Raw genomic sequence first — 26,764 nt, 5'->3', positions numbered from 1 at the left:
GCTCACGAAGAAAGATCTACTATCGGGTAGTTTTCCCGCTTCGGCCGGCACCGCGCGTACCGGGTAGCGTGGACTGTCATTACCCCTCCACCCAGGAGAGTCCCCGCCGTGCGCATCGCAGTCACCGGCTCCATCGCCACCGACCACCTCATGACCTTCCCCGGCCGCTTCGCCGACCAGTTCGTCGCGGACCAGCTGCACACGGTCTCGCTCTCCTTCCTGGTCGACAACCTCGACGTCCGCCGGGGCGGCGTCGGCGCGAACATCGCCTTCGGCATGGGCCAGCTCGGCACCCGGCCGATCCTCGTGGGCGCCGCCGGGTTCGACTTCGACGAGTACCGGGCCTGGCTGGACCGGCACGGCGTCGACACCGGCTCGGTCCGGATCTCCGAGACCCTGCACACCGCCCGCTTCGTCTGCACCACCGACGCCGACCACAACCAGATCGGCTCCTTCTACACCGGTGCGATGAGCGAGGCCCGCCTGATCGAGCTGAAGACGGTCGCGGACCGCGTCGGCGGCCTCGACCTCGTCCTGATCGGCGCCGACGACCCGGAGGGCATGCTCCGCCACACGGAGGAGTGCCGCTCCCGGTCCATCCCGTTCGCCGCCGACTTCTCCCAGCAGATCGCCCGGATGAACGGCGAGGAGATCCGGATACTGCTGGACGGGGCGACGTACCTTTTCTCCAACGAGTACGAGAAGGGCCTCATCGAGTCCAAGACCGGCTGGACGGACGAGGAGATCCTGGCCAAGGTCGGCCACCGCGTCACCACCCTCGGCTCGCGCGGTGTGCGCATCGAGCGGGTCGGCGAGGACCCGATCGAGGTCGGCTGCCCGGAGGAGGAGCGCAAGGCCGACCCCACCGGCGTTGGCGACGCCTTCCGCGCCGGCTTCCTGTCGGGTCTGGCCTGGGGCGTCTCGCTGGAGCGTGCGGCGCAGGTCGGCTGCATGCTGGCGACCCTCGTCATCGAGACGGTCGGCACCCAGGAGTACCAGCTGCGCCGCGCCCACTTCATGGACCGCTTCACCAAGGCGTACGGCCATGACGCCGCCGCCGAGGTCCAGGCACACCTGGCCTGATCCCACCGCCGGGCCCAGGCACACCTGGCCTGATCCCACCGCCGGGGCCCGGGCGCACCCGGCCTGATCCCACCGCCAGGGCCCAGGCACACCCGGCCCGGTCCCGCCGGAGCGGCCACACGTCCGCCCCGGCGGGAGCGTCCTCGCGCCCGGTGTGTCAGCGCGTCCGGGTGTGTCAGCTCGTCCGGCGGACCAGGTAGGCCGTACCGCGCTCCGCCGGCTCCTCGCCGACGTACTCCTGGCCGCGCATCGCGCACCACGCCGGGATGTCCTGCCGGGCCGCCGCGTCGTCCGAGAGCACCCGCACGGTGCCGCCCACCGGGACGGTCCCGATCACCTTGGCCAGCTCGATCACCGGCAGCGGGCACAGCTTGCCGAGCGCGTCCAGCACCAGCGCGTCCCCGCCGCCCCGCGGTACGGCGGTGGCCGGCGCCGGCGCGCTCAGCTTCTCCCGCACCCCGGCCACCGCCGACGGCAGCACCGCCAGGAACCGGTCGACGTCCTCCTCCGGCGTCCCCGGCGGCAGCGACACCCGGACGTTGCCCTCGCTCAGCACCCCCATCGCCCGCAGCACATGGCTGGGCGTCAGCGTGCTGCTCGTACAGGACGAACCGGAGGAGACCGAGAAGCCCTCGCGGTCCAACTCGTGCAGCAGCGCCTCCCCGTCGACATAGAGACAGGAGAAGGTGACGATGCCGGGCAGCCGCCGCTCCGGCTCGCCCACCACCTCCACGTCCGGCACCAGCTGCGGCACCCGGACCCGGATCCGCTCCGTCAGCTCCCGCAGCCGCGCGGCCTCCGCGGCCGCCTCCGCGCGCACCGCCCGCAGCGAGGCGGCGGCGGCCACGACGGCCGGGATGTTCTCGAACCCGGCGGCCCGTCCCGACTCCCGCTCGTCCACCGGCCCTTGCGGCGCGAACCGCACACCCTTGCGCACGACGAGCAGTCCGACCCCGGACGGCCCGCCCCACTTGTGGGCGCTGGCGGTCAGCAGCGACCAGTCGCCCGCGACCGGCCCCCAGCCCAGCGACTGCGCCGCGTCCACCAGCAGGGGCACCCCGGCCGCCCGGCACGCCTCGGCCACCTCGGCGACCGGCTGCACGGTGCCCACCTCATGGTTGGCGGACTGAAGGCAGGCCAGCGCGGTGTCCGCGCGCAGCGCGGCCGCGTACTCCCCGGCGGCCGCCTCACCCGTGCGCCGCACGCCCACCCGGGTGACCGTTCCGCCGTCCGCCTCGTGGGTCTCGGCGGCGTGCAGTACAGAGGAGTGTTCGACCGCTGACACGATCAGGTGGCGTCCGGCCCGCCGCCGGCCCGCCAGCGCCCCACCGATCCCGGAGTGCACGGCCCGGGTGCCGGAGGAGGTGAACACCAGCTCGTCCGGCCGGCAGCCCACCGCCTCCGCGGCCGCCTCCCGCGCCGCGTCCAGCAGCATCCGGGCCCTGCGGCCCTCCCGGTACAGCCGCGCGGGGTCGGCCCAGCCCTCGTCGAGGGAGGCCTGGAGGGCCTGGCGGGCCACGGGGTGCAGGGGCGCGGCGGAGGCGGCATCGAAGTAGGACACACCGCAACGCTAGAACGTCCGACCGGACCAGTGCCCCGCCCCCTCGCCGGAGCCCCCGTCAGATCCCCCCGGAATACCGCGTTCCACCCCGTCTGAGTGACCCCCGGCGCGTGGAGGGACCCTCCCCGCGCGACCCCAAAACGCGTCCAGTAGGGTTTGGTCCGCATAAACATCCAAACCCCTGCCCGACGCAGGGCGGCGACCGACCAGCGAGAAGGCAGGCCGCAGCCGATGCGCGCGGGCGAGACTCTCGGGAAGGCGCTACGTGAGTCCCAACGGCTCCGACCGCTCGCCGCGGCGCCCGATGCGGCGGAAGCTGCTGCAGGCACTGACCGCGGGCCTGGTCCTGGCGACCGCCACCGGTTGCACATGGGAGGACTTCCCCCGCCTTGGCATGCCCACCCCCACCACGGAAGAGGCGCCGACCGTCCTCTCCCTGTGGCAGGGCTCCTGGGCTGCCGCGCTCGCCGTCGGCGTGCTGGTGTGGGGCCTCATCCTGTGGAGTGCGATCTTCCACCGGCGCAGCCGCACCAAGGTGGAGGTACCTCCGCAGACCCGGTACAACGTGCCGATCGAGGCGCTGTACACGGTTGTTCCGATCATCATCGTCTCGGTGCTCTTCTACTTCACGGCCCGCGACGAGTCGAAGCTGCTCAGCCTGGAGAAGAAGCCCGACGTCACGGTGAACGTGGTCGGCTTCCAGTGGAGCTGGTGCTTCAACTACATCGAGAACGTCGAAGGTTCCACGGGCGACGCCAAGACCTCCAAGGAACTGGCCGCGGTCCCGGAACGCTACAAGAAGGACTTCCCGGACAACGCGGGCGGTGTCTACACCTGCGGTACGCCGGGTGAGCGCAACCCGCAGACGGGCAACCCCGGTCCGACGCTGTGGCTGCCGGAGGGCAAGACGGTCCGCTTCGTCCTCACCTCGCGTGACGTCATCCACTCCTTCTGGGTGGTGCCGTTCCTGATGAAGCAGGACGTCATCCCCGGCCACCCCAACGCCTTCCAGGTGACCCCGAACCGTGAGGGCACCTTCCTGGGCAAGTGCGCCGAGCTGTGCGGTGTCGACCACTCCCGGATGCTGTTCAACGTGAAGGTGGTCTCCCCCGAGCGTTACGAGCAGCACCTGAAGGAGCTCGCCGAGAAGGGCCAGACCGGTTACGTGCCCGCCGGCATCGAGCAGACCGAGCACGAGAAGAACCGGGAGACGAACATCCTGTGAGTATCGTCAACGAACCTCAAGGCGCCGCCGAGGCCGGCTCCTACGAGAACGAGCTGCCGGTCCGGCGCAAGCAGCCCGGCAACACCGTGGTGAAGTGGCTGACGACCACCGACCACAAGACGATCGGCACGCTGTACCTGGCCACGTCGTTCGCGTTCTTCTGCATCGGTGGTGTGCTCGCGCTCGTCATGCGCGCCGAGCTCGCCCGCCCTGGTACGCAGCTGATCTCCAACGAGCAGTTCAACCAGGCGTTCACGATGCACGGCACGATCATGCTGCTGATGTTCGCGACGCCGCTGTTCGCCGGCTTCGCGAACTGGATCATGCCGCTCCAGATCGGCGCACCCGACGTCGCGTTCCCGCGGCTGAACATGTTCGCCTACTGGCTCTACCTGTTCGGCTCGCTGATCGCGGTCGGCGGCTTCCTCACCCCGAACGGCGCCGCGAGCTTCGGCTGGTTCGCCTACACCCCGCTGTCCGACGCGGTCCGCTCGCCGGGGCTCGGCTCCGACATGTGGATCATGGGTCTGGCCTTCTCCGGCTTCGGCACCATCCTCGGCTCGGTCAACTTCATCACCACGATCATCTGCATGCGCGCACCGGGCATGACCATGTTCCGCATGCCGATCTTCACCTGGAACGTCCTGCTGACCGGTGTCCTGGTCCTGCTGGCCTTCCCGGTCCTGGCGGCCGCGCTGTTCGCCCTGGAGGCGGACCGCAAGTTCGGTGCCCACATCTTCGACGCCGCCAACGGTGGCTCACTACTGTGGCAACACCTCTTCTGGTTCTTCGGACACCCAGAGGTGTACATCATCGCCTTGCCCTTCTTCGGCATCATCAGTGAGGTCATCCCGGTCTTCTCCCGCAAGCCGATGTTCGGCTACTGGGGTCTGGTCGCGGCGACCATCTCGATCGCCGGTCTGTCCGTGACCGTGTGGGCGCACCACATGTACGTCACCGGCGGTGTGCTGCTGCCGTTCTTCTCCTTCATGACGTTCCTCATCGCCGTCCCGACCGGTGTGAAGTTCTTCAACTGGATCGGCACGATGTGGAAGGGCTCGCTGTCCTTCGAGACACCGATGCTCTGGGCGACGGGCTTCCTGATCACCTTCACCTTCGGTGGTCTGACCGGCGTCATCCTGGCCTCGCCGCCGATGGACTTCCACGTCTCCGACTCGTACTTCGTGGTGGCGCACTTCCACTACGTCGTCTTCGGCACCGTCGTCTTCGCGATGTTCTCCGGCTTCCACTTCTGGTGGCCGAAGTGGACGGGCAAGATGCTCGACGAGCGTCTCGGCAAGATCACCTTCTGGACGCTGTTCGTGGGCTTCCACGGCACCTTCCTGGTCCAGCACTGGCTGGGTGCCGAGGGCATGCCGCGTCGTTACGCCGACTACCTGGCGGCCGACGGGTTCACCGCCCTGAACACGGTCTCGACGATCAGCTCGTTCGTCCTCGGTCTGTCGATCCTGCCGTTCCTCTACAACGTGTGGAAGACGGCGAAGTACGGCAAGCCGGTCGGCGTCGACGACCCGTGGGGCTACGGCCGCTCCCTGGAGTGGGCGACCTCCTGCCCGCCGCCGCGGCACAACTTCCTCACCCTGCCGCGGATCCGCAGCGAATCCCCGGCGTTCGACCTGCACCACCCCGACATCGCGGCCCTGGAGCAGCTGGGTCACACCGGGCAGAGCGCGCTCGCGGGCAGCAAGGAGGCCGGCAAGTGAAGATCCAGGGCAAGATGTTCATGTGGCTGAGCGTCTTCGTCCTCGTCATGGCGATCGTCTATGGCGTGTGGTCGAAGGAGCCGGCCGGCACCACGGCCCTCTTCCTGGCCTTCGGCCTGTGCATCATGATCGGCTTCTACCTGGGCTTCACCGCCCGGCGGGTCGACGCGGGTGCGCAGGACAACCTGGACGCCGATGTCGCCGACGACGCGGGCGAGCTGGGCTTCTTCAGCCCGCACAGCTGGCAGCCGCTGGCCCTGGGCATCGGTGGCGCCCTGGCCTTCCTCGGTGTCGCGGTCGGCTGGTGGCTGCTGTACTTCGCCGCCCCCGTGATCCTGATCGGTATCTGGGGCTGGGTCTTCGAGTACTACCGCGGTGAGAGCCGCACGCAGTAGCGAGCACCGGCACGCACCGGACACCGCAGAGCCCGGACACTCCGTCAGGAGCGTCCGGGCTCTGCGTTTGCAGCAACAAGGCTCACTCGACCGGGTTATCCCGCCGCGCCGTCGTTGACAGACCTTCTTAGCGTGAGCCCATGAGCCACACTCCGCGTACTCGCACCGTCGTCGCCTGCGCCCTGCTGGTGACGGCCATCGGCCCGGCCGTCACCGCCTGCAGCGGCGACTCCCACCCGCTGTCGGCCGCGCCGTACGACGCGGCGGACCAGATCGCCTTCAACGGCCCCACCGAGGACGGCAGGAAGGCCGACCCGGACAAGCCCCTGGAGATCACCGCCGAAGGCTCCGAGGGCCGCATCACGGACGTCACGGCCACGGACGCGAACGGCCGCCGGCTGGCCGGCGAACTCTCCGCCGACGGCGGCCGCTGGCACTCCACCTCCCCGCTCGCCGCCGACGCGCACTACACCGTCCGGGTCAGCACCGAGGACGAGGACGGCCGGCAGGGCCGCCGGGTCATCGCCTTCGACACCGGCCGGCCCTCCGCCCAGAAGCGGCTGAACGTCACCTTCGGCCCCGACGCGGGAGAGTACGGCGTCGGCCAGCCCATAACCGCCGAACTGAGCCACGCCGTCGAGGACGCCTCTCAGCGGGCGATCGTCGAACGAGCCCTCCAGGTGCGGTCAACACCCGCGGTGGAGGGCTCGTGGCATTGGGTCGACGAGAAGAAACTGCACTACCGGCCCAAGGAGTACTGGCCGGCGCACGCCACCGTCCAGGTCCGCAGCAACCTGGAGGGCATCAAGGTCAGCGACCGGCTGTGGGGCGGCACCGCCAAGCCCTTGAAGATCACCACGGGTGACCAGGTCGTCGCCGTCACGGACGCCTCCTCGCACTACATGACCGTCTACAAGAACGGCGAGGAGATCAATTCCATCCCGGTCACCACCGGCAAACCCGGTTTCGAGACCCGCAACGGCGTCAAGGTGGTGCTCGGCAAGGAGTACTTCGTGCAGATGCGCAGCACCAGCATCGGCATAGCCGCCGGCTCCTCCGAGTCGTACGACCTGCCGGTGTACTACGCCACCCGGGTCACCTGGAGCGGCGAGTACGTCCACGCCGCACCCTGGTCGGTCGGCTCGCACGGCGCCGCCAACGTCAGCCACGGCTGCACCGGCATGAGCACCGGCAACGCCGCCTGGTTCTACGAGAACGTCCGCGCGGGCGACGTCGTCAAGGTCGTCAACTCCGAGGGCCACACCATGGAGACCTTCGGCAACGGTTTCGGCGACTGGAACCTCAGCTGGGAGAAGTGGCGCACCGGCAGCGCGCTGACCGGCGGCGGCCCCCAGACCCCCAACCCGGTGGAACAGGCCCGTCTGACGCCTCAGAGCGCCTGAGGGCGCCCCTCGGGGCCACCGGCGGCCCCGGCACGCGGACAGCGCGCGGGCGGGCGGCCACGACGAAGCCGCGGCCGCCCGGTGCCTTCGGCCTCAGGCGCTCTGCAGGTGCTTCCGCCGCAGCAGAGCCGCCAGCGACGCCGCGAACTCCACAGGGTCCACCGGCAGGGTCACCGCAGCCTCGGCCCGGCTCCAGGTCGCCAGCCAGGCGTCCTGCGGGCGCCCGATCAGCAGCAGCACCGGCGGGCAGGAGAACACCTCGTCCTTGATCTGCCGGCACAGGCCCATGCCGCCCATCGGCACGGCCTCGCCGTCCAGCACACAGACGTCGATGCCGCCCTTGTCCAGCTCCGACAGGACCGCCTGAGGTGTCGCGCACTCGACGAACTCCACCACCGGGACGTCCGGAGCCGGCCGTCGGCCGGTGGCGAGCCGCACCTGCTCGCGGGTGTTGGAGTCGTCGCTGTAGACCAGCACGGTGGCGGTCGGCTGCATTGTTCCTCCGTGACTTCGGCGTCGTACGGAAAGGCCCGTGGGGCCGGATGCTACTCCTCTGAACACCACGTCAACACCGGTATGGCGGACGGCAACACTCCGAACGGCACCCCCCGGAGTGAGGGCGGGATAAGCGACCGACATAATGTCGGTCGTGGCGACAGCAACGACAGTAGATACCGGGCACGCGCACCCGTCGGTCAACCGGCCGAACCTCGTCAGCGTCGGAACCATCATCTGGCTGAGTTCCGAGCTGATGTTCTTCGCGGCCCTCTTCGCGATGTACTTCACCCTGCGATCGGTGACAGGACCCGAGTTCTGGAGTGAGAAGGCGGACGCCTTGAACTTCCCGTTCTCGGCGACGAACACCACGATCCTGGTGCTCTCCTCCCTCACCTGCCAGCTCGGCGTCTTCGCCGCCGAGCGCGGTGATGTGAAGAAGCTCCGGATGTGGTTCATCGTGACCTTCATCATGGGTGCCATCTTCATCGGCGGACAGGTGTACGAGTACACCGAGCTGGTCAAGCACGAGGGCCTCTCGCTCTCGTCCGACCCCTACGGCTCGGTCTTCTACCTGACCACCGGCTTCCACGGACTGCACGTGACGGGCGGCCTCATCGCCTTCCTGCTGGTCCTCGGCCGCACCTACGCGGCCCGGAGGTTCACCCACGAGCAGGCGACCGCCGCCATCGTCGTGTCCTACTACTGGCACTTCGTCGATGTCGTCTGGATCGGCCTCTTCGCCACGATCTACATGATCAAGTAGCCGGACCCGATCCCACGCGCGTTCCCGAAACGCACATCCCAGAAGCATCGACGCAGAAGATCCTGACACCGGGGTAATCCGTGAAAAAGCTCTCCGCACGACGACGCCATCCGCTGGCGGCGGTCGTCGTCCTACTCCTCGCGCTGGCGGCTACCGGGGGGCTGTACGCCGCGTTCGCACCCGCGGGCAAGGCACAGGCCGACGAAACCGCCCAGTCCCTCGCCATCGACGAGGGCAAGAAGCTCTACGCCGTCGGCTGCGCCAGCTGCCACGGCACCGGCGGTCAGGGCACCTCCGACGGTCCGAGCCTGGTCGGCGTGGGTGCGGCGGCCGTCGACTTCCAGGTCGCCACCGGCCGTATGCCGGCCGCGACCTCCCAGGGCGCCCAGGCGCCGCGGAAGCCGGTCGTCTACTCCCAGGCCGAGATCGACCAGCTCGCGGCGTACATCTCCTCGCTGGGGGCCGGTCCGACCGTCCCGACGAAGGAGCAGTACGGCCCGGAGGGCGCGGACATCGGCGAGGGTGGCGAACTGTTCCGCACGAACTGCGCGCAGTGCCACAACTTCACCGGCAAGGGCGGCGCCCTGACCAAGGGCAAGTACGCGCCGACCCTGGAAGACGTGGACCCGAAGCACATCTACGAGGCCATGCAGACCGGCCCGCAGAACATGCCCTCCTTCCCCGACACGACGCTGTCCGAGCAGAACAAGAAGGACATCATCGCGTACCTGGAGGCGGTCAACAGCGACGAGACGGTGAACCTCGGCGGTACGGACCTCGGCGGCCTCGGGCCGGTCAGTGAGGGTCTGTTCGGCTGGATCGCCGGCCTCGGTGGCCTGATCGCCGTCGCTGTGTGGGTCGCCGCCCGGACCGCAAAGGCCAAGAAGTCATGAGTAGCCAAGACATTCCAGAAGAGAACCTGCCCGCCGCGCAGGACACCACCCACGGTGCGGTGGACGTCGCGGACGAGAAGAACCCGTTCGCCGACCCGGGCCTGCCGCCCCACGAGCACCGGATCCAGGACATCGACGAGCGGGCCGCCAAGCGGTCCGAGCGTACGGTCGCCCTGCTGTTCACGGTGTCGATGCTGGGCACCATCGGCTTCATCGCCTCCTTCGTGACGATCCCGGTCGACAAGTCCGTCTTCGTCTGGCCGCTCGGCCACGTCGGAGCGCTGAACCTGGCGCTCGGTCTGACGCTCGGCATCGCGCTGTTCTGCATCGGCGCCGGCGCGGTCCACTGGGGCCGCACGCTGATGTCGGACGAGGAGATGGTCGGCGAGCGTCACCCGATCGAGGCCCCCGCCGACGTCCGTGCCCAGGTGCACGCCGACTTCAAGCAGGGTGCCAAGGAGTCGCAGCTCGGCCGTCGCAAGCTGATCCGCAACACCATGTTCGGCGCGGTGGCCCTGGTGCCGCTGTCCGGTGTCGTGCTGCTGCGCGACCTCGGCCCGCTGCCCGAGGACAAGCTGCGTCACACCCTGTGGTCCAAGGGCAAGCTGCTGGTCAACATGAACACGAACGAGCCGCTGCGTCCCTCGGACGTCGCTGTCGGCTCGCTCACCTTCGCCATGCCCGAGGGCCTGGAGGAGCACGACCACGACTTCCAGAACGAGATCGCCAAGGCTGCCCTGATGGTCGTCCGGCTCGAGCCGTCCGACATCAAGGACAAGCAGGAGCTCGAGTGGTCGCACGAGGGCATCGTGGCCTACTCGAAGATCTGCACCCACGTCGGTTGCCCGATCTCCCTGTACGAGCAGCAGACGCACCACGTGCTCTGCCCCTGCCACCAGTCCACCTTCGACCTGTCCGACGGCGCCCGGGTCATCTTCGGCCCCGCCGGCCACGCCCTGCCGCAGCTGCGCATCGGCGTGAACGACGAGGGTTACCTCCAGGCGCTCGGCGACTTCGAGGAGCCCGTCGGTCCTGCATTCTGGGAGCGCGGATGAGCACTTCAGAGACCACCGAGTCCCGTTCGCGCGGGAAGGCGCCGGCCGGCGAACGCGTCGCCGACTGGGCCGACGGCCGGCTGGGGATCTACTCCCTGGCCAAGGCCAACATGCGCAAGATCTTCCCCGACCACTGGTCGTTCATGCTGGGTGAGGTCTGCCTCTACAGCTTCCTGATCATCATCCTCACGGGTGTGTATCTGACGCTGTTCTTCCACCCGTCGATGAACGAGGTGGAGTACCACGGCAGCTACGTCCCGCTCCAGGGCCAGCTGATGTCGGAGGCGTTCGCCTCCACCCTGGACATCAGCTTCGACGTGCGCGGCGGTCTGCTCATCCGGCAGATCCACCACTGGGCGGCGATCATCTTCCTCGCCGGCATGTTCGTGCACATGATGCGCGTCTTCTTCACCGGCGCGTTCCGCAAGCCGCGTGAGATCAACTGGCTGTTCGGCTTCCTGCTGTTCGTCCTGGGCATGTTCACCGGCTTCACCGGCTACTCGCTCCCGGACGACCTGCTCTCCGGCACCGGTGTCCGCTTCACGCAGGGCGCGATCCTGTCCGTGCCGATCGTCGGCACGTACATCTCGATGTTCCTGTTCGGCGGGGAGTTCCCCGGCACCGACTTCGTGGCGCGGTTCTACTCGATCCACATCCTGCTGCTGCCGGGCATCATGCTCGGTCTCGTGGTGGCGCACCTGATCCTGGTCTTCTACCACAAGCACACGCAGTTCGCGGGCCCCGGCAAGACCAACAAGAACGTGGTCGGCATGCCGCTGCTGCCGGTCTACATGGCCAAGGCCGGAGGCTTCTTCTTCCTGGTCTTCGGTGTGATCGCGGCCATCGCGGGCATCGCCTCGGTGAACCCGATCTGGGTCCTCGGCCCGTACCGTCCGGACCAGGTGTCCACGGGCGCCCAGCCCGACTGGTACATGGGCTTCGCCGAGGGCCTGATCCGCGCCATGCCGGGCTGGGAGGTCAACTTCTGGGGCCACACGCTGGTCCTGGGCGTGTTCATCCCGCTGGTGCTCTTCGGCATCTTCCTCGCGGTGATCGCGCTCTACCCGTTCATCGAGTCGTGGATCACCGGCGACAAGCGCGAGCACCACATCCTGGACCGCCCGCGCAACGCCCCGACCCGTACGGCCTTCGGTGTCGCCTGGGTGACCGGCTACATGATCATGCTGATCGGCGGTGGCAACGACATCGTCGCCACGCACTTCCACCTGTCGATCAACGACGTGACGTGGTTCGTGCGGATCGGCTTCTTCGCCGGACCGGTCATCGCCTTCATCGTCACCAAGCGGATCTGCCTCGGCCTCCAGCGCCGGGACAAGGACAAGGTGCTGCACGGTCGCGAGACCGGCACCATCAAGCGCCTGCCGCACGGTGAGTTCATCGAGGTGCACGAGCCGCTCAGCCAGGAGGCCCTGTACACCCTCACGGCGCACGAGCAGTACCAGCCGGCCGAGATCGGCCCGACGGTCGACGAGAACGGCGTCGAGCGCAAGGTGAAGGGCTCCGAGAAGATGCGCGCCAAGCTCAGCAAGGCGTACTTCGGTGAGGACTCCCAGATCCCCAAGCCGACCGTCGAGGAGTACAAGGAGATCACGAGCGGCCACGGCCACCACTGATCGCTGCGTTCGCCACGCCACGCTGAAGGGCCCCCGTCCGGTGTTCGGACGGGGGCCCTTCGCCGTGCCCGTGGCTGGATAGGCTGGGCCCACAACGTGTTCTACGACGATCAGGAGCGGCTGATGAGCGCTGTGACCCCCGCTGGAGGCGACACCGCGGCGGGCCGTTCCTGGCCCGTGGTGCTGAACGGTCTGCTGGAGGGCCGGGACCAGAGCGCCGACGACACGGCCTGGGCGATGGACCGGATCATGCGCGGCGAGGCGACCGACGCGCAGATCGCCGGCTTCGCGGTGGCGCTGCGCGCCAAGGGCGAGACGGTGGCGGAGATCACCGGCCTGGTCCGCACGATGTACGCGCATGCCAACGTGATCGAGGTGCCCGGCGCCACCGTCGACATCGTCGGCACCGGCGGCGACGGCGCCAAGACGGTGAACATCTCCACCATGTCCTCCATCGTCGTGGCCGGCACCGGCGCCAAGGTCGTCAAGCACGGCAACCGGGCCGCCTCCTCGGCCTCCGGCGCCTCCGACGTGCTGGAGAAGCTGGGCGTCAATCTGGAGCTGACGCCGAAGCGGGTGGCCGAGGTCGCCGAGGAGGCCGGCATCACCTTCTGCTTCGCGGTGAAGTTCCACCCGGCACTGCGTCATGTGGCCGCTGCCCGCGGCCAGTTGGGCATCCGGACGACGTTCAACATCCTCGGTCCGCTGACCAACCCGGCGCGGGTGAAGGCGCAGGCGGTGGGAGTGGCGGACCCGCGGATGGCGCCGATCGTCGCGGGCGTGCTGGCCGAACGCGGCAACTCGGCGCTGGTGTTCCGCGGCGACGACGGGCTGGACGAGCTGACCACCACGGCCACCTCCCGGGTCTGGGTGGTGCGCCACGGCAAGGTCGCCGAGGAGTCCTTCGACCCGCGCGACGTCGGCATCGAGCTGGTCCCGGTGGAGGCGCTGCGCGGCGCCGACGCCGCCTACAACGCCGAGGTCGCCCGGCGCCTGCTGGACGGCGAGACCGGGCCGGTCAGGGACGCGGTGCTGCTCAACTCGGCGGCCGCGCTGGTCGCCCTGGACCCGACCGACGCCCCGCTGGCCGAGCAGATCCGCGCCGGGATGGCGAAGGCGGCCGAGTCCATCGACACGGGCGCGGCGAAGCGGGCCCTGGAGCGCTGGATCGCCGCGAGCCACGCCTAGGGGTCGTCTCGCCGATCATGCCGGGCTCCCGGCGTCTGGTGCCGCGCCTCGCCGCGTTGTCGTCGGTTGCCATGGCTCCGCCATGCCGCCCTCCTCCGCCTTGCGATGCACGGCACCGGACGCCGCTCGCTGGTCCGGCCTGATCGACGAGACACCCCCTAGGGGCGAACTCCCGGCTCCCCTCGAGTCGTCCCGCGATCCGGACACGGGTTGCGGGACGACGATCATTTCGCGTACGTTCCTGTACCAGGTCATGAGTGACAGTCATGAGGCCCCGGCCGACTGTCCGGCAACCCTCCGTCCGTGGCGGGGTGCCCCGGGTGAAGACCAGGCCGTGGGCAGCAAGGCACACGGCAAGCGCGGACCCCTCGCACCACCAGGGGTCCTGGTCGTCGAGGAGCCTTCCGTGAGCAAGCGAATGCGATAGGGCCGCAGAGCCCCGCCTCCGCATCCCCTTTCCTTTTCTCCGCGCTCGAGCGTGCCGCTCGCGCGGTGATCTCCGTATGCCTTCACGGGAGTTCCGTCATGTCTGTCTCCACCGCTGCCGCCGACCAGTCCGTTTGTGCCCCGCTGCCCGTTCTGGGACGAGATGTCACCGTCCCGCTGGTCACCGGCGGCGAGGTCGCCTACGCCGCGCTGGACTACGCCGCCAGCGCGCCGGCGCTCCAGCGGGTCTGGGACGACGTCGCCGCCTACGCGCCGTACTACGGCAGCGTGCACCGCGGAGCCGGCTACCTCTCCCAGCTGTCCACCGACCTCTTCGAGAACGCCCGGAGGACCGTCGCCGAGTTCCTCGACTGCCGCGAGGCCGACCAGGTCGTCTTCACCCGGTCCACCACCGACTCGCTCAACCTGCTCGCCGCCGCGCTGCCCGCCGACTGCCGGGTCTTCGTCTTCGAGACCGAGCACCACGCCTCCCTGCTGCCCTGGAAGAACGCCGAGGTCACCTACCTCGACGCGCCGCGCACCCCGGCCGAGGCGGTGGCCACCCTGGAGCGCGCCCTCGCCGACCGCGAGCCCCACGGCCCGGCCCTGGTGTGCGTGACCGGCGCCTCCAACGTCACCGGCGAGCTGTGGCCGGTGCGGGAGCTGGCCGCGGCGGCGCACGCGCACGGCGCCCGGATCGTGCTGGACGCCGCTCAGCTCGCGCCCCACCACCCGGTGTCGGTGCGCGACCTGGACGTCGACTGGGTGGCCTTCTCCGGCCACAAGCTGTACGCCCCCTTCGGCTCCGGTGTCCTCGCGGGCCGTGCCGACTGGCTGCGCGAGGCCGAGCCGTACCTCGCGGGCGGCGGCGCCAGCCGCAAGGTCTCCCGGCGCGATGACGGCGGCGTGGACGTGGAGTGGCACGAGACCGCGGCCCGCCACGAGGCCGGCTCCCCGAACGTCATCGGCGCCTACTCGATCGCCTCCGCCTGCAAGGCCCTCACCGAGGCCGGCTTCGACTCCCTGGTCGCCCGCGAGCAGTACCTGGTCGAGAAGGTCCGCACCGGCCTCGCCGAGGTGCCCGAGGTGCGCGTGCTCTCCCTGTTCGGCGACGACGCCCCGCGCGTCGGGGTGATCTCCTTCGTCGTCGAGGGCTGGAACAGCTCCCACTTCGCCGCCGCGCTCTCCGCGGAGTACGGCATCGGGGTGCGCGACGGCCTGTTCTGCGCCCACCCGCTGGTGCGCACCCTGCTGGGCAGCGACCCGCAGACGCAGGGCGAGTGCGGCGCCCCCGAGGCCGCGCCCGGCGAGAAGTCCCTGAACGCCATCCGGGTCAGCTTCGGCGCGGGCACCCCGGACGAGCACGTGGAGCGGTTCCTGGGCGCGGTGCGCGAACTGGTGCGGGACGGCGCCCGCTGGAGCTACCGCACCGAGGAGGGGCGCTGCGTGCCGGACACCTCCGCGTGAGCCGCCGGCCGGGCGCGCCCAGCGGGATCAGCCGCGGGGCGCGCCCGGCCGCGTCCCGGAGCGGGCGGGATCCCGGTCGGTGCCGGGGCGCCCGCTCAGTTGTCCAGGCCGATGGAGAACGCCGCCTCCAGGTCGTGCTGGGAGTAGGTGCGGAACGCCACGTGGGTGTCGGTGCCCTCGACGCCGGGGATCTTGCTGATGCGGCCCGGGATGACCTCCGCCAGTTCCTCGTGCTCCTTGACCCGGACCATCGCGATCAGGTCGTAGGTGCCGGTCACGGAGAAGACCTCGCTGACGTTCTCCAGCGCGGCGATCGACTCGGCGATCTCGGGGATCCGGTCCACGCTGGTCTTGATCAGGACGATCGCGGTGATCACGGCTGGTTCTCTCCCTCGGGTGCCGGAGCTGGGGCGGCCCTCACTCTAGCCGCAGGTCCGAACCGGGCCCACGCGTAGAGCAGGCCCAGCGCGAAGCCCACCAGGTGCGCCAGGTAGGCCACGCCGGGCCCCTCGGTGGCCCGGCCCGCCGCCAGCCACTGCAGGGCCGCCCAGAAGGGCAGCACGAGCCAGGCGGGGAACCGCAGCGGCAGGAAGAGCAGGAACGGCAGAAGACTGGTGACGCGCGCCCGGGGGAAGAGGAAGAGGAACGCGCCGAGGACCGCCGAGATCGCCCCGGAGGCCCCCACCAGCGACTGCGGGGAGTCGGAGTTGGCGGCCGCGTACCCCAGCAGGGCGAGGTAGCCGCAGCCCAGGTAGAAGAGGATGAACTGCACTCGGCCCATCCGCTCCTCGGTCATCACCCCGAAGACGTAGAGGAAAAGCATGTTGCCGAGCAGGTGCACCCAGCTGCCGTGCACGAACAGCGCCGTGACCGGGGTCAGGGCGGCTCGGGGGGACCCTTCGAACAGTTCTGCGGGCACCACTCCCCAGCGCCGGAAATAGGCCCGCTGCGCGGCGAGCAGTTCGTCGCCGGTGCCGTACGCCGGACTGAGACCCGAGGCGGGGCCGATCAGGAAGACCAGGCAGCACAGGGCGATCAGTGCGTAGGTCACCGGCGCCGACGACCGGCGGCGGGTGCGGCCCGTCGGCGGGATCCAGTTGCTGATCATGAATACAGAGCATGACGTAACCGGACGCAACCGCACAGACCGCCTCGCCGCCGTGGACACCCGGGCGCCCGGTACCCGGCAGGCCGTAGGGTTACGAGCCACACGCCGCGGGAAGACCGGCGTGTCACGGACACTAGAAGGAAAGCGAACAGGTCACGATGACGGTTCCCCTGCCGACCGCCACGACGCGGTGGCGCTGCACCCTCTGCGGCAATCTCACCCGCTTCGACGTGACGCGCTCGTCGAAGGTAGTCGAGTACGTCCACCTCGATCTGGCCGGTGAGCCGAAGGTCGAGGAGCGCGAGGTGGTCAGTGAGACCATCGAGTCGGTGCGCTGCCGCTGGTGCAACGCGGTGGACCAGGTGGAACTCGTGGACAGGCCGGGCGCCGGCTCCTGACGATGGAGGCGGGGCCCGCAGACGCGATCCCCTCGCGGGGGTCCCGTAGAGGCATTGGGGTGTGACGGATGGTGGAGACACAAGGCGGGGGGCCGGGCGACGGCGCCGCTGAGGTGCTCGACCGTCCGCTGCCCGAAGGGGTGCGCCGCCGGGTCGTGCAGATCGTCTCGGACGGCTTCGGCGGACTGACCGTCGCGGAACTGCCCGCCCAGCTGCGGCAGTACGCGCGGTTCGCTCCGAACCGCCGGGCCAAGTTCGCGGGCAACGCGATGGCCGCGGCGCTGGAGACCGATCCGCTGTTCCGGCAGCGCATCGGCGAGAAGCTGAGAGAGGCCCAGCCGGAACTGGCCGGCGCCCTCGACTCCGGCTCGCCGCCACCGGCCGCGGACCCGCTCGACGTGGCGGCCGCGGCCTATGTGCTGCGGCCCGCCGGCTGGGTCAAGCTGGTGACCGCCGCCGGCGAGGAGGCCCAGCGCGCCGACGCCGAGCGCGCCGACGAGGAGAGCCGGGCCGAACTGGAGCGGCTGCGCGCCGAACTCGAAGCGGCCCGCGAGCACACCCGCGCCGAGACCGAGCGGCTGCGCGGGGAGCTCGACGGCGCCCGCAAGGAAGCGGAATCGCTTCACCGCAAGCTGCGTGCCGCGCTCAGCGACGTCAAGCGCGGCGAGGCGGCGCTGCGCAAGGTGCGCGGCGAGATGGAGACCGTACGCGCCGAGGGGCACGCCCAGGTGTCCTCCGCCGAGAGCGAGGTGCGGCGGCTCAAGGCGCGGCTCGGTGAGGCCGAGGCGGCCCTGGAGGCCACCCGCCGGGCCGCCCGCGAGGGACGCAGCGTGGAGGACATGCGGGTGCGGCTGCTGCTGGACACCCTGCTCGACGCCACCCAGGGACTGCGCCGCGAACTCGCCCTGCCGCCGGTGTCGGTGCGCCCCGCCGAGACGGTGGACGCGGTCGAACCGGGACGCATGACCCCGAAGGACATCGCCGCGCGCGCCCTGTCCGAGAACGACCCGGCGATCCTCGACCAGTTGCTCGCGCTGCCGCAGGCGCACCTGGTCGTCGACGGCTACAACGTCACCAAGACCGGCTATCCCCAGATGCCGCTGGAGAAGCAGCGGCTCAGGCTGCTCGGCCAGCTCTCGCAGCTCGCCGCGCAGACCGGCGCCGAGGTCACCTGTGTCTTCGACGGGGCCGAGCTGGCCGCGCCGGTGCTGCTGGCGCCGCCGCGCGGGGTGCGGGTGCTGTTCTCCAAGCCGGGGATCACCGCCGACGAGCTGATCCGTCAGCTGGTGCGCGCCGAGCCGCCGGGCCGCCCGGTCATCGTCGCCTCCACCGACCGCGAGGTCGCGGACGGGGTGGCGCGGGCCGGTGCCCGACCGGTGGCTTCCGCGGTACTTCTCAAGCGACTGTCCTGAAGGTCGATGTACGAGGCCTGTCGCCCGAATTGGCGGTTCTGTCGCGCGACGTAGTGTCAACCCGGTATCACGGCACGTGAGTTATGTGTAAAGAATGCAGGGTGTGACGAGATTTTTCTCGTGAGGATTTGAATGATCACAAGAAGGTCACTAGGGTCGAGCCTCGAACCTCCGAGCGGGTGATCACTCAGAAGAAGGAGTTCACCTCCGTGGCGTCCCATCGTCGACCCAAGCAGCCCAGTCGCGCCCGTGTGACCGTGCTGACCACCGCAGCCGCAGCTGCCGTCGCCCTCGGCTCCCAGGCCGCCCAAGCGGCACCGAGCGAGAAGCCGAGCAAGGACGAGGTCAAGGCCAAGGTCGACAAGCTCTACGAGCAGGCGGAGCAGGCCACCGAGAAGTACAACGGGGCCAAGGAGAAGCAGGAGAAGCTCCAGAAGGAGATCTCCACCATCCAGGACAACGTCGCCCGTGGCCAGGAAGAGGTCAACGAGCTGCGCAACGGCCTGGGTTCGATGGCCAGCGCCCAGTACCGCTCGGGCGGCATCGACCCGTCGCTCCAGCTCTTCCTCTCCGCCGACCCGGACGACTACCTCGACAAGGCCTCCACGCTCGACCAGTTGAGCGGCCAGCAGGTCGAGGCGCTCAAGGAGATCCAGGAGAAGCAGCGCGAGCTCGCCCAGCAGCGCTCCGAGGCCTCCGAGAAGCTGAAGGACCTCTCCTCCACCCGCACCGAACTGGGCAAGAAGAAGAAGGAAGTCCAGACCAAGCTCGCCGAGGCGCAGAAGCTCCTCAACACCCTCACCGCGCAGGAGAAGGCGGCGCTGGCCGAGGAGGAGCAGCGTGCCAGCCGCTCCGCCTCCGACCGCGTGGACCTCGGCAGCACCGCCCCCGCCTCCGGCCGGGCGCTGGCCGCCTTCCAGGCCGCCCAGAGCAAGATCGGCTCGCCGTACGTCTACGGCGCCTCCGGCCCGTCCTCCTTCGACTGCTCGGGCCTGACCTCCTGGGCCTTCGCCCAGGCCGGCGTCGGCATCCCCCGCACCTCGCAGGCCCAGGCCAACTACGGCACGAGGATCTACAGCCAGTCCGACCTCAAGGTCGGCGACCTGGTCATCTTCTACGGCGACCTGCACCACGTCGGCTTCTACGCGGGCAACGGCCAGGTGCTGCACGCCCCGCGCACCGGCACCGTCGTGCGCTACGAGTCGATCAACAACATGCCGTTCCAGTTCGGCGTCCGGATCTGATCCGTTCCAAGATCGGGACACCACGCCCCCCGAACGGGCGAATCACCGGGACGGGTTCTGACCTCGCGCCCCGCCGATGACCTGCGTCAGCGGCGGGGCGTCACCGTATGTGGTCGCCGAGGTCTTTGGCCGTCACCGTGTCACGGCGTTACTGTCTGCCGCGTTTCCCCCTCCGCCGGGCACTGCCCGCCGCCGGGGGTTCTTCCTGTCCGCCAGTGGAAGGAGCGCGGCTTCTCGTGGGGTCCCATCGCCGACAGGCACCGTCGTCCGGTCTCGACCGGGGCGCAAGTGTCGCGGTCTCTCTGCTGTCGGCCGCGGCGGCCGCGCTCGGCGCGGTGCCGGCCCTGGCCGCACCGCACGACGACACCCGCGCCGAGGTGGACCGCCTCTACGCGGAGGCCGAGAAGGCCACCGAGGCCTACAACAAGGCCGACGAACGCGCCGACTCGCTGCGCGGCCAGGTGAGCCGGGCCCAGGACCGGATCGCCCGGCAGCAGGAGCGCATCAACGACATGCGGGGCGCGCTGGGTTCGCTGGCCGGCGCCCAGTACCGCTCCGGCGGCCTCGACCCGTCACTGGCCCTGCTGTTCTCCGAGGACCCGGACGACTACCTCGACAAGGCCTCCGTCCTCGACCGGATCAGCGCCCACCAGGCCGGACGGCTGACGGACCTCCAGTCGGCGATGCGCGAACTCGCCCAGGAGCGCGCGGAGGCCGCCGAGAAGCTCGGCGAACTGGAGAAGAGCCGCAAGGCCGTCGCCTCCCACAAGCGGTCCGTGGAGCGCAAGCTCGCCAAGGCCCGGCGACTGCTCAACTCCCTCCCCGACGCCGAACGCGCCGCCTACGACCGGGCCTCGCGCTCCGGCCGCCAGGACATGCCCGACCTCGGGGACGCCGCCCCCGCCTCCGGCCGCGCCGCCGCCGCGGTCGCCGCCGCCCGCTCGGCGCTCGGCAAGCCGTACGTGTGGGGCGCCGCCGGACCGGCCGGCTTCGACTGCTCCGGCCTGATGCAGTGGTCGTACGCGCAGGCCGGGGTGGCCCTGCCGCGCACCTCGCAGGGGCAGCGGGTGGCCGGCCGGCAGGTGCCGCTCTCCCAGGCCCAGCCCGGCGACCTGGTCACCTACCGCTCCGACGCCAGCCATGTCGGCATGTACGTGGGCAACGGCCAGGTCATCCACGCGCCCTATCCGGGGGCGCCGGTGCGCTACGACCCGGTCGGGATGATGCCGGTCTCGGCGGTCACCCGGGTCTGAACCGGGCCGGGCGGCCTTACCCTCGGGAAGGTGGCGATTCGAAGGCGGGCGTCAGGGCCCTTGCTGATGGCGCTGTGCCTGCTGCTCGTCGCCCTGGTGGGATGCGGAGGACGGCCCGCGGCCGACAGCGCGCGGGCCGAGGTGCAGCGGCTGCTGGACCGGCGCGCGGCCGCCGTACTCGACCACGACGCGGCGGCCCACCGGACGACGGGCACGAGCGCCGGCTTCGACCGGTTGCGCGCGGTGCCGCTCGCGGACTGGTCGTACCGGCTGAAGTCCCTGGACCGCGCGGGTGACCGGGCCACCGCCGAGGCCGAGCTGAGCTACCGCGTCTCCGGGTACGACGCCGCTCCCGTCACCGCCGGCCGCACCCTGGGCCTCGCCCGTGACGCCGCCGGGCGGTGGTCGGTCGTCTCCGACCGGCCCGCGCGCGAGGCCGCCGAGCAACTGTGGGACCAGGGCACGGTGACCGCGGTGCGCGGCGCGGACAGCCTGGTGCTGGGGGTCGGCCGGTCCCGCGACGAACTGCGGACCTTCGCCGGGCTCGCGGACCGCGCGGTACCCGCGGTGTCCGACGCCTGGGGCACCGCCTGGAGCCGCCGGCTCGTGATCCTCGTACCGAAGTCGCTGGACGGCATGGCGGCTCTGCTGGGCTCGCCCGCCTCCTCCTACCGGGGCATCGCCGCGGTCACCACCGGGGAGACCGGGGCGGGCAGCGCGCCCGCCGACCGGATCATCGTCAACCCGGACGCCTACGGCGTGCTCGGACCCGTCGGCCGGCAGGTCGTGCTGACCCACGAGGCCACCCATGTCGCCACCCGCGTCCACACCAACGCCGCGACCCCGCTGTGGCTGTCGGAGGGCTACGCGGACTGGGTCGGCTACCGGGACACCGGACGACTGCCGGAGCAGGCCGCGCCCGAGCTGGCGCGCGCGGTGGCCGAGGGGCGGCCGCCGGCCGGGCTGCCCGCCGACGCGGACTTCGGGTTCACCGGGGACGCGAACGCACTGGCACGGGCCTACGAGGGCGGCTGGATGGCCTGCCGGCTCATCGCGGACCGCTGGGGCGAGGAGCGGCTCGGCGCGTTCTACCGGGCCGTCGGCGCGCACCAGGAGCGGGCCGGGGCGGTCGAGGAGGCGCTGGACGAGGTGCTGGGGACCGGGCCGGAGGAGTTCACCGGGCTCTGGCGGGAGTATCTGCGGGATCAGTTCGGCGGCTGAGCCGGGTCCGCCGTGCCGTCCAGCTGTGCGATGGCCTCCCTGAGCCAGCCGCGTTCCGCCTCGCCGGTCGCCCGGGCCACCCGCAGCAGGCCCTCGCGGAACAGGTCGCCCGCCTGCTCGGCCCGCACCGGCTCGCCCGCGCGGTAGAAGAAGCTCGCCGGGGTCTGGAGGAAATCCAGCCGCCGGCGCAGCACCGCCGCCTGCTCGCCGGGGTCGGGCAGGTGCCGCAGGAACGCCAGCAGCGTGTTGAAGCGGACCTGGTCGGTGATCTCCGCCTGCTTGGGATGGCGCAGGCGTTCGAGCAGGTCGGCGCGGCCCTCGTCGGTGAGGGAGAGGATGCGGCGCGGGGCGGCCCCGGTGCCGGGTTCGGTGTGCTGGTCGAGCTTGCCCGCGGTGACGAGGCGGGTGATCGCCGGGTACAGGGCGCCGTCGCTGACCGGGCGGACATGGCCGCTGAGCGCCTTGATGCGTTCCTTCAACTCGTATCCGTGCAGCGGCTCTTCGGCGAGGAAACCGAGGATCGACAGCTCCAGCATGCGGGCCGGTCCCTCCTTGCGGCGATCGTAGGACGATGGTACCTCTTGTCGAGATATCTCGAATCGAGGTATTGGCGGCGCCGACCCAGGGGGACACCGGACGTGGACACACATCGCAGACAGCTCCTCTCGCTCGCCCGGCCCGTCTACGTCGAACTCCTCGCCTCCGTCGCCGCCGGGATCATCAACACCGTCTGGGTCGCCCGGCTCGGCGGTCCCGCGGTGGCCGCCGTCGCCGTCGCGACCAACACCGAGAACGTGCTGCTCGGTGTCTCCCTGGTCTTCGGCTCCGGGACCACCGTGCTGGTCGCGCACGCCCGCGGCGCCCGCGATCCGGGGGCGGTGCGCGCGGCCGTACGGGGCGGCTGGGCCGTGTGGGCACTGCTCACGCCGGTGGTCGCGGTCGGCGGGTTCCTGCTGCGGGAACCCCTGGCGAGAGCGGTGCTCGGCGACGCGAGCAGCGCTCTGCCGCTCGCGGTCGGCTACTTCGCGATCTCCCTGCCGGGCATCGCCGTCTTCTACGCGCAGAACCTCGTCGACGGCATCCTGAAAGGCACCGGCGACACCCGCACCCCGATGCGGCTCGCCCTGCTCGCCAACGGGCTGATCCTGGTCTGCGACCCCTGGCTGATCCAGCGCCACGGAGTCCAGGGCGCCGCCGTCTCCACCGTCCTGTGCCGCTGTGTAGCCCTCGCCGTCGGACTGTCCGTGCTGCGCCGCGCCGCACTCCTGCGCCAGGCCCGGTCGGCCCGCCCCGCCGAGGGAGTCGGCCCCGCCCTGCGCCGCACCCTGCGCACCGGGCTGCCGATGGCCGCCGACTTCACCGTGCGGCAGGGCGGCGCGCTCGCACTGGTGGCGATCGTGGCGCGGATCGGCGTCACGGCCGTCGCCGCGTACGCCGTCGCCTACAAGGCGCTCTACGTCGCCACCATGGCCTTCTACGCGGTACGGCAGGCCGCCGCCATCCACACCGCCCAGCTGCTCGGCGCGGGCCGGCGGGCCTCCGCGGGGCCGGGCACGGCCGAGAGCGGGACCGGGGCCGGCGGGGGAGAGCGGTGGGCGGTCGGCCGGGCGGCCGTGCTGCTCTCCGGGACGGTCGGCGCGCTCGCCGCCGCGCTGCTGGCGCTCACCGCGCCCTGGATCATGGCCGCCTTCGGCGCCGGGCCCGAGGTCGCCGCGGCCGGAGTGCTGTTCCTGCGCTGCGTCGGGCCGTATCTGCTGCTCATGGCCTGCTTCATCGCGCTCGGCGGGGTCTTCGAGGGCAGCGGGGGAGCGCCGCTGCTGCTGCGGGTGACGCTGCTCGGCACGGCGGTGCAGCTGCCGCTGGCCCTCGCGCTGTCCGGGCTCGGGCTGCCCGGGGTGTGTCTGGCGCTGGCGCTCGCGATGGCCGTGCAGTGTGCGGCGGTGGCGCTGCTGCTGCGGCGGGGCCACCGCCGGGAGGCGGCACCGGGGCGGCCGGCGCGGGTGGGGTGAGCCGGTGCCGGGCGGGCCGTCTCAGGAGGAGACCGTGGGCTCCTTGGCGCGGGTGGTCTGCGGGGGCAGCGGGGTCCGCCCGGAGGGAGGTGTCACCGTCGCACGCCACAGGACGCGGGCCGCGACGACGGTGGCGGCGACCAGCAGACCGTTGCGGACGAAGAGCAGGGTGACGCCGAGGGCGTCGCTCGCGACGACGTGCGCGAACCAGACGGGGAACTCCAGCACCGTCACCAGGCACGCCGCCAGCACCAGCCCGACCGGCACCCGCATCCGGCTCTCCCGGAAGCACAGGCACACCGCCGCGAGGCCGACCAGCCACACCAGGTACTGCGGGCTGATCACCCGGCTGGTGGTGGTGAACATCAGCACCGCCACGAACGCGGCGTCGGCGCGCGTGTGCGCCGCGAACCGCACCGCCAGCAGCCGCCACAGCAGCAGCCAGCCGAACGCCATGCCGGTCAGCGCGAGCGCGGCGGTGCTGACCACGTCGACGTACGGGCCGAGGAACTCCACCGAGCCGTAGTTCAGCAGCACCTGCCCGTCCCAGCCGAAGTGCCGGGCCACATGGAAGACCAGGGCGCCCAGCGACTCCACCTCGGTGCCACGGTCCCGCTGGAAGGTCAGGAAGGCGAAGGCGCCGGGCATGGCGAGCGCGAACAGCGCGGCGAGGCCGCCCGCCGTGAGCGCAGCCGAGGCCCAGGCGGCCCGTCTGCGGGCGGCCACCAGCAGCAGCACCGGCCACACCTTCAGCAGCGCCCCGAAGGCGGTCAGGGCGCCCATCAGACGCGGATGCCGGGCGCCCGCGAGCAGCGCGGCCACGGCGACGGCGGTGACCATCACGTCGTAGCGGGCGTAGACCGTCGGGCCGAGCAGCGGTACGCCGACGACCCACACCCAGGCGCCGCGCAGGGTCCGGCCGGGCCGCCGGCCGGCGTACAGCAGCAGGGCGAGGGCGGCCAGGTCGGCGAGGAAGGCCAGGACGAAGAAGGCCTGCGCGTAGTCCAGGAAGGGCAGCAGACCGGGGGAGAGCACGGCGAGGGCGGCGGCCGGCGGGTACTGCCAGGTGACATCGCCCAGCGGAAACGTTCCGGTGCGCAGGACCCCGGACCAGCCCTGGTAGATCACCGAGATGTCGCTGGTGACGTCCGGGCCGGGGAAGACGAAGACCTTGAAGACGAAGAGCAGCAGGACCAGGCGGGTCGGGGCCCATACGCCCAGCAGCCAGGTCAGGTGCCGTCGGCCGTCCGTCCTGTCCACCTGCGCCCCTGTTCGTCCGCCTGCCCGTTGCCTGAGGGGCCATGATCTCCCGGCCGCCTGTGGAAGACCCGAGAAGCGCGGCCGTGCCGCCTGTGAGTCTACGTTGGGTAGGGTCGGCGGCGATGCGCAAGACCCTGATCGTGACCAATGACTTCCCGCCCCGCCCCGGCGGCATCCAGGCGTTCCTCCACAACATGGCGCTCCGCCTCGACCCCGACCGGCTGGTCGTCTACGCCTCCACCTGGAAGCGCGGCCGCGAGGGCCGCGAGGCGACCGCCGCGTTCGACGCCGAGCAGCCCTTCACCGTCGTACGGGACACCACGACCATGCTGCTGCCGACGCCCGCGGCGACCCGGCGGGCCGTCGGACTGCTGCGGGAACACGGCTGTACGTCGGTGTGGTTCGGGGCGGCCGCGCCGCTCGGGCTGATGGCGCCGGCGCTGCGGAAGGCCGGCGCCGAGCGGCTGGTGGCCACCACCCACGGGCACGAGGCCGGGTGGGCCCAGCTGCCCGCCGCCCGGCAGCTGCTGCGCCGGATCGGCGAGGGCACCGACACCCTCACCTACCTCGGCGAGTACACGCGCTCGCGGATAGCCACCGCGCTCACCCCGGACGCCGCCGCACGGATGACGCAGCTGCCGCCCGGCGTCGACGAGAAGACCTTCCACCCGGAGTCGGGCGGCGCCGAGGTGCGGGCCCGGCTGGGGCTCACGGACCGGCCGGTCGTGGTCTGCGTCTCCCGGCTCGTGCCGCGCAAGGGCCAGGACACGCTGATCCGGGCCCTGCCGGCGATCCTGGCCCGCGAACCCGAGGCGGTGCTGCTGATCGTCGGCGGCGGGCCCTACGAGAAGGACCTGCGCCGGCTCGCCGAGGAGACCGGGGTCGCCGCGTCCGTGCGCTTCACGGGCGCCGTGCCGTGGTCTGAGCTGCCCGCGCACTACGGCGCCGGCGACGTCTTCGCCATGCCGTGCCGCACCCGGCGGGGCGGTCTCGACGTCGAGGGACTGGGCATCGTCTACCTCGAGGCCTCCGCGACCGGGCTCCCCGTCGTCGCCGGCGACTCCGGCGGCGCACCCGACGCCGTACTCGACGGCGAGACCGGCTGGGTCGTCCGCGGCGGCGCCCCGGAAGAGGCCGCCGACCGCATCACCACCCTCCTCGCCGACGCGGAACTACGCCGCCGCATGGGCGAGCGCGGCCGCACCTGGGTCGAGGAGAAGTGGCGCTGGGACCTCCTGGCGGAAAAACTGCGCGAGCTCCTCTAACACAGCACCCAGGGGCGCGAGAAACCGCGCGCCAAGCCCCGACGAGCCCGCACCTCATCGCTGGGCGCGGGCTCACTGGTGAACGCCGGGAGGTTCGTCAGGGGCGCGGGGAACCGCGCGCCGAACCACGACGAGCCCGCACCCGCCGACGGCGAACACGCACCTCATCGCTGGGCGCGGGCCCACCCGCAGACGCCGACGCCGTCACCAGGGGCGCGGGGAACTGCGCGACAAGCCACGACGAGCCCGCACTCGCCGACGGCGAACGCGCACCTTGCT

General features: G+C 71.1%; 24 protein-coding genes and 1 riboswitch. Of the genes, 18 read left to right on the top strand and 6 right to left on the bottom strand.

Going from position 1 to position 26,764, the window contains the following annotated elements:
- Positions 1–108 precede the first annotated feature (108 nt).
- Positions 109–1,083, top strand: a complete 975-nt coding sequence (locus ABT232_RS25515) for a carbohydrate kinase family protein (RefSeq protein ID WP_351843802.1) — start codon at positions 109–111, stop codon at positions 1,081–1,083.
- A gap of 175 nt (positions 1,084–1,258) precedes the next feature.
- Here the strand turns inward: ABT232_RS25515 and ABT232_RS25510 are convergent, their stop codons facing one another.
- Positions 1,259–2,644, bottom strand: a complete 1,386-nt coding sequence (locus ABT232_RS25510; RefSeq protein WP_351843800.1) for a cysteine desulfurase/sulfurtransferase TusA family protein — start codon at positions 2,642–2,644, stop codon at positions 1,259–1,261.
- Between the two features lie 265 nt (positions 2,645–2,909).
- Between ABT232_RS25510 and ctaC the strand changes: the two genes are divergently transcribed.
- The 4 genes from ctaC (at position 2,910) to ABT232_RS25490 (ending at position 7,391) form a co-directional block, all read left to right on the top strand.
- Positions 2,910–3,869, top strand: coding sequence for an aa3-type cytochrome oxidase subunit II (gene ctaC, locus ABT232_RS25505; protein WP_351843798.1), 960 nt, complete (start codon positions 2,910–2,912; stop codon positions 3,867–3,869).
- Positions 3,866–5,593 (top strand): aa3-type cytochrome oxidase subunit I, encoded by a 1,728-nt coding sequence (ctaD, locus tag ABT232_RS25500; RefSeq protein ID WP_351843795.1) that lies wholly within the window; start codon positions 3,866–3,868, stop codon positions 5,591–5,593. Before ctaC ends, ctaD begins: the two co-directional genes overlap by 4 nt.
- Positions 5,590–5,988 carry a cytochrome c oxidase subunit 4 gene (locus ABT232_RS25495; RefSeq protein ID WP_351843793.1) on the top strand — a complete coding sequence of 133 codons (399 nt, stop codon included), beginning with the start codon at positions 5,590–5,592 and terminating at the stop codon, positions 5,986–5,988. The genes ctaD and ABT232_RS25495 overlap by 4 nt, the downstream gene beginning before the upstream one ends.
- 140 nt (positions 5,989–6,128) lie before the next feature.
- Positions 6,129–7,391 (top strand): L,D-transpeptidase, encoded by a 1,263-nt coding sequence (locus ABT232_RS25490; RefSeq protein ID WP_351843791.1) that lies wholly within the window; start codon positions 6,129–6,131, stop codon positions 7,389–7,391.
- A gap of 93 nt (positions 7,392–7,484) precedes the next feature.
- Here the strand turns inward: ABT232_RS25490 and ABT232_RS25485 are convergent, their stop codons facing one another.
- Entirely contained in the window at positions 7,485–7,886 is a 402-nt protein-coding gene (locus tag ABT232_RS25485) for a response regulator (RefSeq protein WP_351843789.1), read from the bottom strand.
- 145 nt (positions 7,887–8,031) lie between these two features.
- On the opposite strand from ABT232_RS25485, the gene ctaE reads away from it, so the two are divergent.
- The 6 genes from ctaE to ABT232_RS25455 all read left to right on the top strand — a co-directional run bounded on the left by ctaE (position 8,032) and on the right by ABT232_RS25455 (position 15,315).
- Positions 8,032–8,652, top strand: coding sequence for an aa3-type cytochrome oxidase subunit III (ctaE, locus tag ABT232_RS25480; RefSeq protein ID WP_351843787.1), 621 nt, complete (start codon positions 8,032–8,034; stop codon positions 8,650–8,652).
- An 80-nt stretch (positions 8,653–8,732) separates the two neighbouring features.
- Complete coding sequence (gene qcrC, locus ABT232_RS25475) at positions 8,733–9,545, top strand: cytochrome bc1 complex diheme cytochrome c subunit (protein WP_351843785.1); 813 nt, start codon at positions 8,733–8,735, stop codon at positions 9,543–9,545.
- On the top strand, positions 9,542–10,600 hold the full coding sequence (gene qcrA, locus ABT232_RS25470; protein WP_351843783.1) for a cytochrome bc1 complex Rieske iron-sulfur subunit: 1,059 nt from the start codon (positions 9,542–9,544) through the stop codon (positions 10,598–10,600). Before qcrC ends, qcrA begins: the two co-directional genes overlap by 4 nt.
- Complete coding sequence (qcrB, locus tag ABT232_RS25465) at positions 10,597–12,234, top strand: cytochrome bc1 complex cytochrome b subunit (protein ID WP_351843780.1); 1,638 nt, start codon at positions 10,597–10,599, stop codon at positions 12,232–12,234. Before qcrA ends, qcrB begins: the two co-directional genes overlap by 4 nt.
- 123 nt (positions 12,235–12,357) lie before the next feature.
- Entirely contained in the window at positions 12,358–13,422 is a 1,065-nt protein-coding gene (trpD, locus tag ABT232_RS25460) for an anthranilate phosphoribosyltransferase (protein ID WP_351843778.1), read from the top strand.
- Between the two features lie 249 nt (positions 13,423–13,671).
- Positions 13,672–13,788, top strand: a riboswitch (SAM riboswitch).
- 159 nt (positions 13,789–13,947) lie between these two features.
- Positions 13,948–15,315, top strand: coding sequence for an aminotransferase class V-fold PLP-dependent enzyme (locus ABT232_RS25455; RefSeq protein ID WP_351843776.1), 1,368 nt, complete (start codon positions 13,948–13,950; stop codon positions 15,313–15,315).
- 95 nt (positions 15,316–15,410) lie between these two features.
- Here the strand turns inward: ABT232_RS25455 and ABT232_RS25450 are convergent, their stop codons facing one another.
- Both ABT232_RS25450 and ABT232_RS25445 read right to left on the bottom strand, forming a co-directional pair.
- Positions 15,411–15,692 carry an Lrp/AsnC family transcriptional regulator gene (locus ABT232_RS25450; RefSeq protein WP_351843774.1) on the bottom strand — a complete coding sequence of 94 codons (282 nt, stop codon included), beginning with the start codon at positions 15,690–15,692 and terminating at the stop codon, positions 15,411–15,413.
- Positions 15,689–16,423 (bottom strand): rhomboid family intramembrane serine protease, encoded by a 735-nt coding sequence (locus ABT232_RS25445; RefSeq protein ID WP_351843771.1) that lies wholly within the window; start codon positions 16,421–16,423, stop codon positions 15,689–15,691. Before ABT232_RS25445 ends, ABT232_RS25450 begins: the two co-directional genes overlap by 4 nt.
- A 158-nt stretch (positions 16,424–16,581) precedes the next feature.
- Here ABT232_RS25445 and ABT232_RS25440 point away from each other — a divergent pair, with 158 nt between their 5' ends.
- From ABT232_RS25440 to ABT232_RS25420, 5 genes are all read left to right on the top strand, one after another.
- Positions 16,582–16,821 carry a hypothetical protein gene (locus ABT232_RS25440; RefSeq protein WP_055541554.1) on the top strand — a complete coding sequence of 80 codons (240 nt, stop codon included), beginning with the start codon at positions 16,582–16,584 and terminating at the stop codon, positions 16,819–16,821.
- 68 nt (positions 16,822–16,889) lie between these two features.
- Entirely contained in the window at positions 16,890–18,233 is a 1,344-nt protein-coding gene (locus ABT232_RS25435) for an NYN domain-containing protein (protein WP_351843768.1), read from the top strand.
- 209 nt (positions 18,234–18,442) lie between these two features.
- Complete coding sequence (locus ABT232_RS25430) at positions 18,443–19,477, top strand: NlpC/P60 family protein (RefSeq protein ID WP_351843765.1); 1,035 nt, start codon at positions 18,443–18,445, stop codon at positions 19,475–19,477.
- Between the two features lie 236 nt (positions 19,478–19,713).
- Complete coding sequence (locus tag ABT232_RS25425; protein WP_351843763.1) at positions 19,714–20,730, top strand: C40 family peptidase; 1,017 nt, start codon at positions 19,714–19,716, stop codon at positions 20,728–20,730.
- A 30-nt stretch (positions 20,731–20,760) separates the two neighbouring features.
- Positions 20,761–21,951, top strand: coding sequence for a hypothetical protein (locus ABT232_RS25420; RefSeq protein ID WP_351843761.1), 1,191 nt, complete (start codon positions 20,761–20,763; stop codon positions 21,949–21,951).
- Here ABT232_RS25420 and ABT232_RS25415 read toward each other — a convergent pair.
- Complete coding sequence (locus tag ABT232_RS25415; RefSeq protein WP_351843759.1) at positions 21,936–22,487, bottom strand: PadR family transcriptional regulator; 552 nt, start codon at positions 22,485–22,487, stop codon at positions 21,936–21,938. The genes ABT232_RS25420 and ABT232_RS25415 overlap by 16 nt on opposite strands.
- Before the next feature lie 102 nt (positions 22,488–22,589).
- Here ABT232_RS25415 and ABT232_RS25410 point away from each other — a divergent pair, with 102 nt between their 5' ends.
- Positions 22,590–23,960 (top strand): MATE family efflux transporter, encoded by a 1,371-nt coding sequence (locus tag ABT232_RS25410; RefSeq protein ID WP_351843757.1) that lies wholly within the window; start codon positions 22,590–22,592, stop codon positions 23,958–23,960.
- Between the two features lie 21 nt (positions 23,961–23,981).
- On the opposite strand, the gene ABT232_RS25405 is transcribed toward ABT232_RS25410, so the two are convergent.
- Positions 23,982–25,220, bottom strand: a complete 1,239-nt coding sequence (locus tag ABT232_RS25405; RefSeq protein ID WP_351843755.1) for a glycosyltransferase 87 family protein — start codon at positions 25,218–25,220, stop codon at positions 23,982–23,984.
- Between the two features lie 122 nt (positions 25,221–25,342).
- Here ABT232_RS25405 and ABT232_RS25400 point away from each other — a divergent pair, with 122 nt between their 5' ends.
- A complete protein-coding gene (locus ABT232_RS25400) occupies positions 25,343–26,485 on the top strand; it encodes a glycosyltransferase family 4 protein (protein ID WP_351843753.1) in 1,143 nt (380 codons plus the stop codon).
- The last annotated feature ends 279 nt before the right edge of the window (positions 26,486–26,764 follow it).

This window comes from Streptomyces sp. NPDC001532 (assembly GCF_040298625.1).
In the GTDB taxonomy this organism is placed as follows: Bacteria; Actinomycetota; Actinomycetes; order Streptomycetales; family Streptomycetaceae; genus Streptomyces.
Note: the sequence above shows the minus strand (reverse complement) of the source record. Positions and strands in the feature narration are given on the sequence as shown.

Excerpts from the sequence above, each read along its gene's own strand:
- ABT232_RS25490 (WP_351843791.1), top strand. The coding sequence starts at position 6,129 with ATGAGCCACACTCCGCGTACTCGCACCGTCGTCGCCTGCGCCCTGCTG.
- ABT232_RS25485 (WP_351843789.1), bottom strand. The coding sequence starts at position 7,886 with ATGCAGCCGACCGCCACCGTGCTGGTCTACAGCGACGACTCCAACACC.
- ctaE (WP_351843787.1), top strand. The coding sequence starts at position 8,032 with ATGTCGGTCGTGGCGACAGCAACGACAGTAGATACCGGGCACGCGCAC.
- qcrA (WP_351843783.1), top strand. The coding sequence starts at position 9,542 with ATGAGTAGCCAAGACATTCCAGAAGAGAACCTGCCCGCCGCGCAGGAC.
- qcrB (WP_351843780.1), top strand. The coding sequence starts at position 10,597 with ATGAGCACTTCAGAGACCACCGAGTCCCGTTCGCGCGGGAAGGCGCCG.
- trpD (WP_351843778.1), top strand. The coding sequence starts at position 12,358 with ATGAGCGCTGTGACCCCCGCTGGAGGCGACACCGCGGCGGGCCGTTCC.
- ABT232_RS25455 (WP_351843776.1), top strand. The coding sequence starts at position 13,948 with ATGTCTGTCTCCACCGCTGCCGCCGACCAGTCCGTTTGTGCCCCGCTG.
- ABT232_RS25445 (WP_351843771.1), bottom strand. The coding sequence starts at position 16,423 with ATGATCAGCAACTGGATCCCGCCGACGGGCCGCACCCGCCGCCGGTCG.
- ABT232_RS25440 (WP_055541554.1), top strand. The coding sequence starts at position 16,582 with ATGACGGTTCCCCTGCCGACCGCCACGACGCGGTGGCGCTGCACCCTC.
- ABT232_RS25435 (WP_351843768.1), top strand. The coding sequence starts at position 16,890 with ATGGTGGAGACACAAGGCGGGGGGCCGGGCGACGGCGCCGCTGAGGTG.
- ABT232_RS25415 (WP_351843759.1), bottom strand. The coding sequence starts at position 22,487 with ATGCTGGAGCTGTCGATCCTCGGTTTCCTCGCCGAAGAGCCGCTGCAC.
- ABT232_RS25400 (WP_351843753.1), top strand. The coding sequence starts at position 25,343 with ATGCGCAAGACCCTGATCGTGACCAATGACTTCCCGCCCCGCCCCGGC.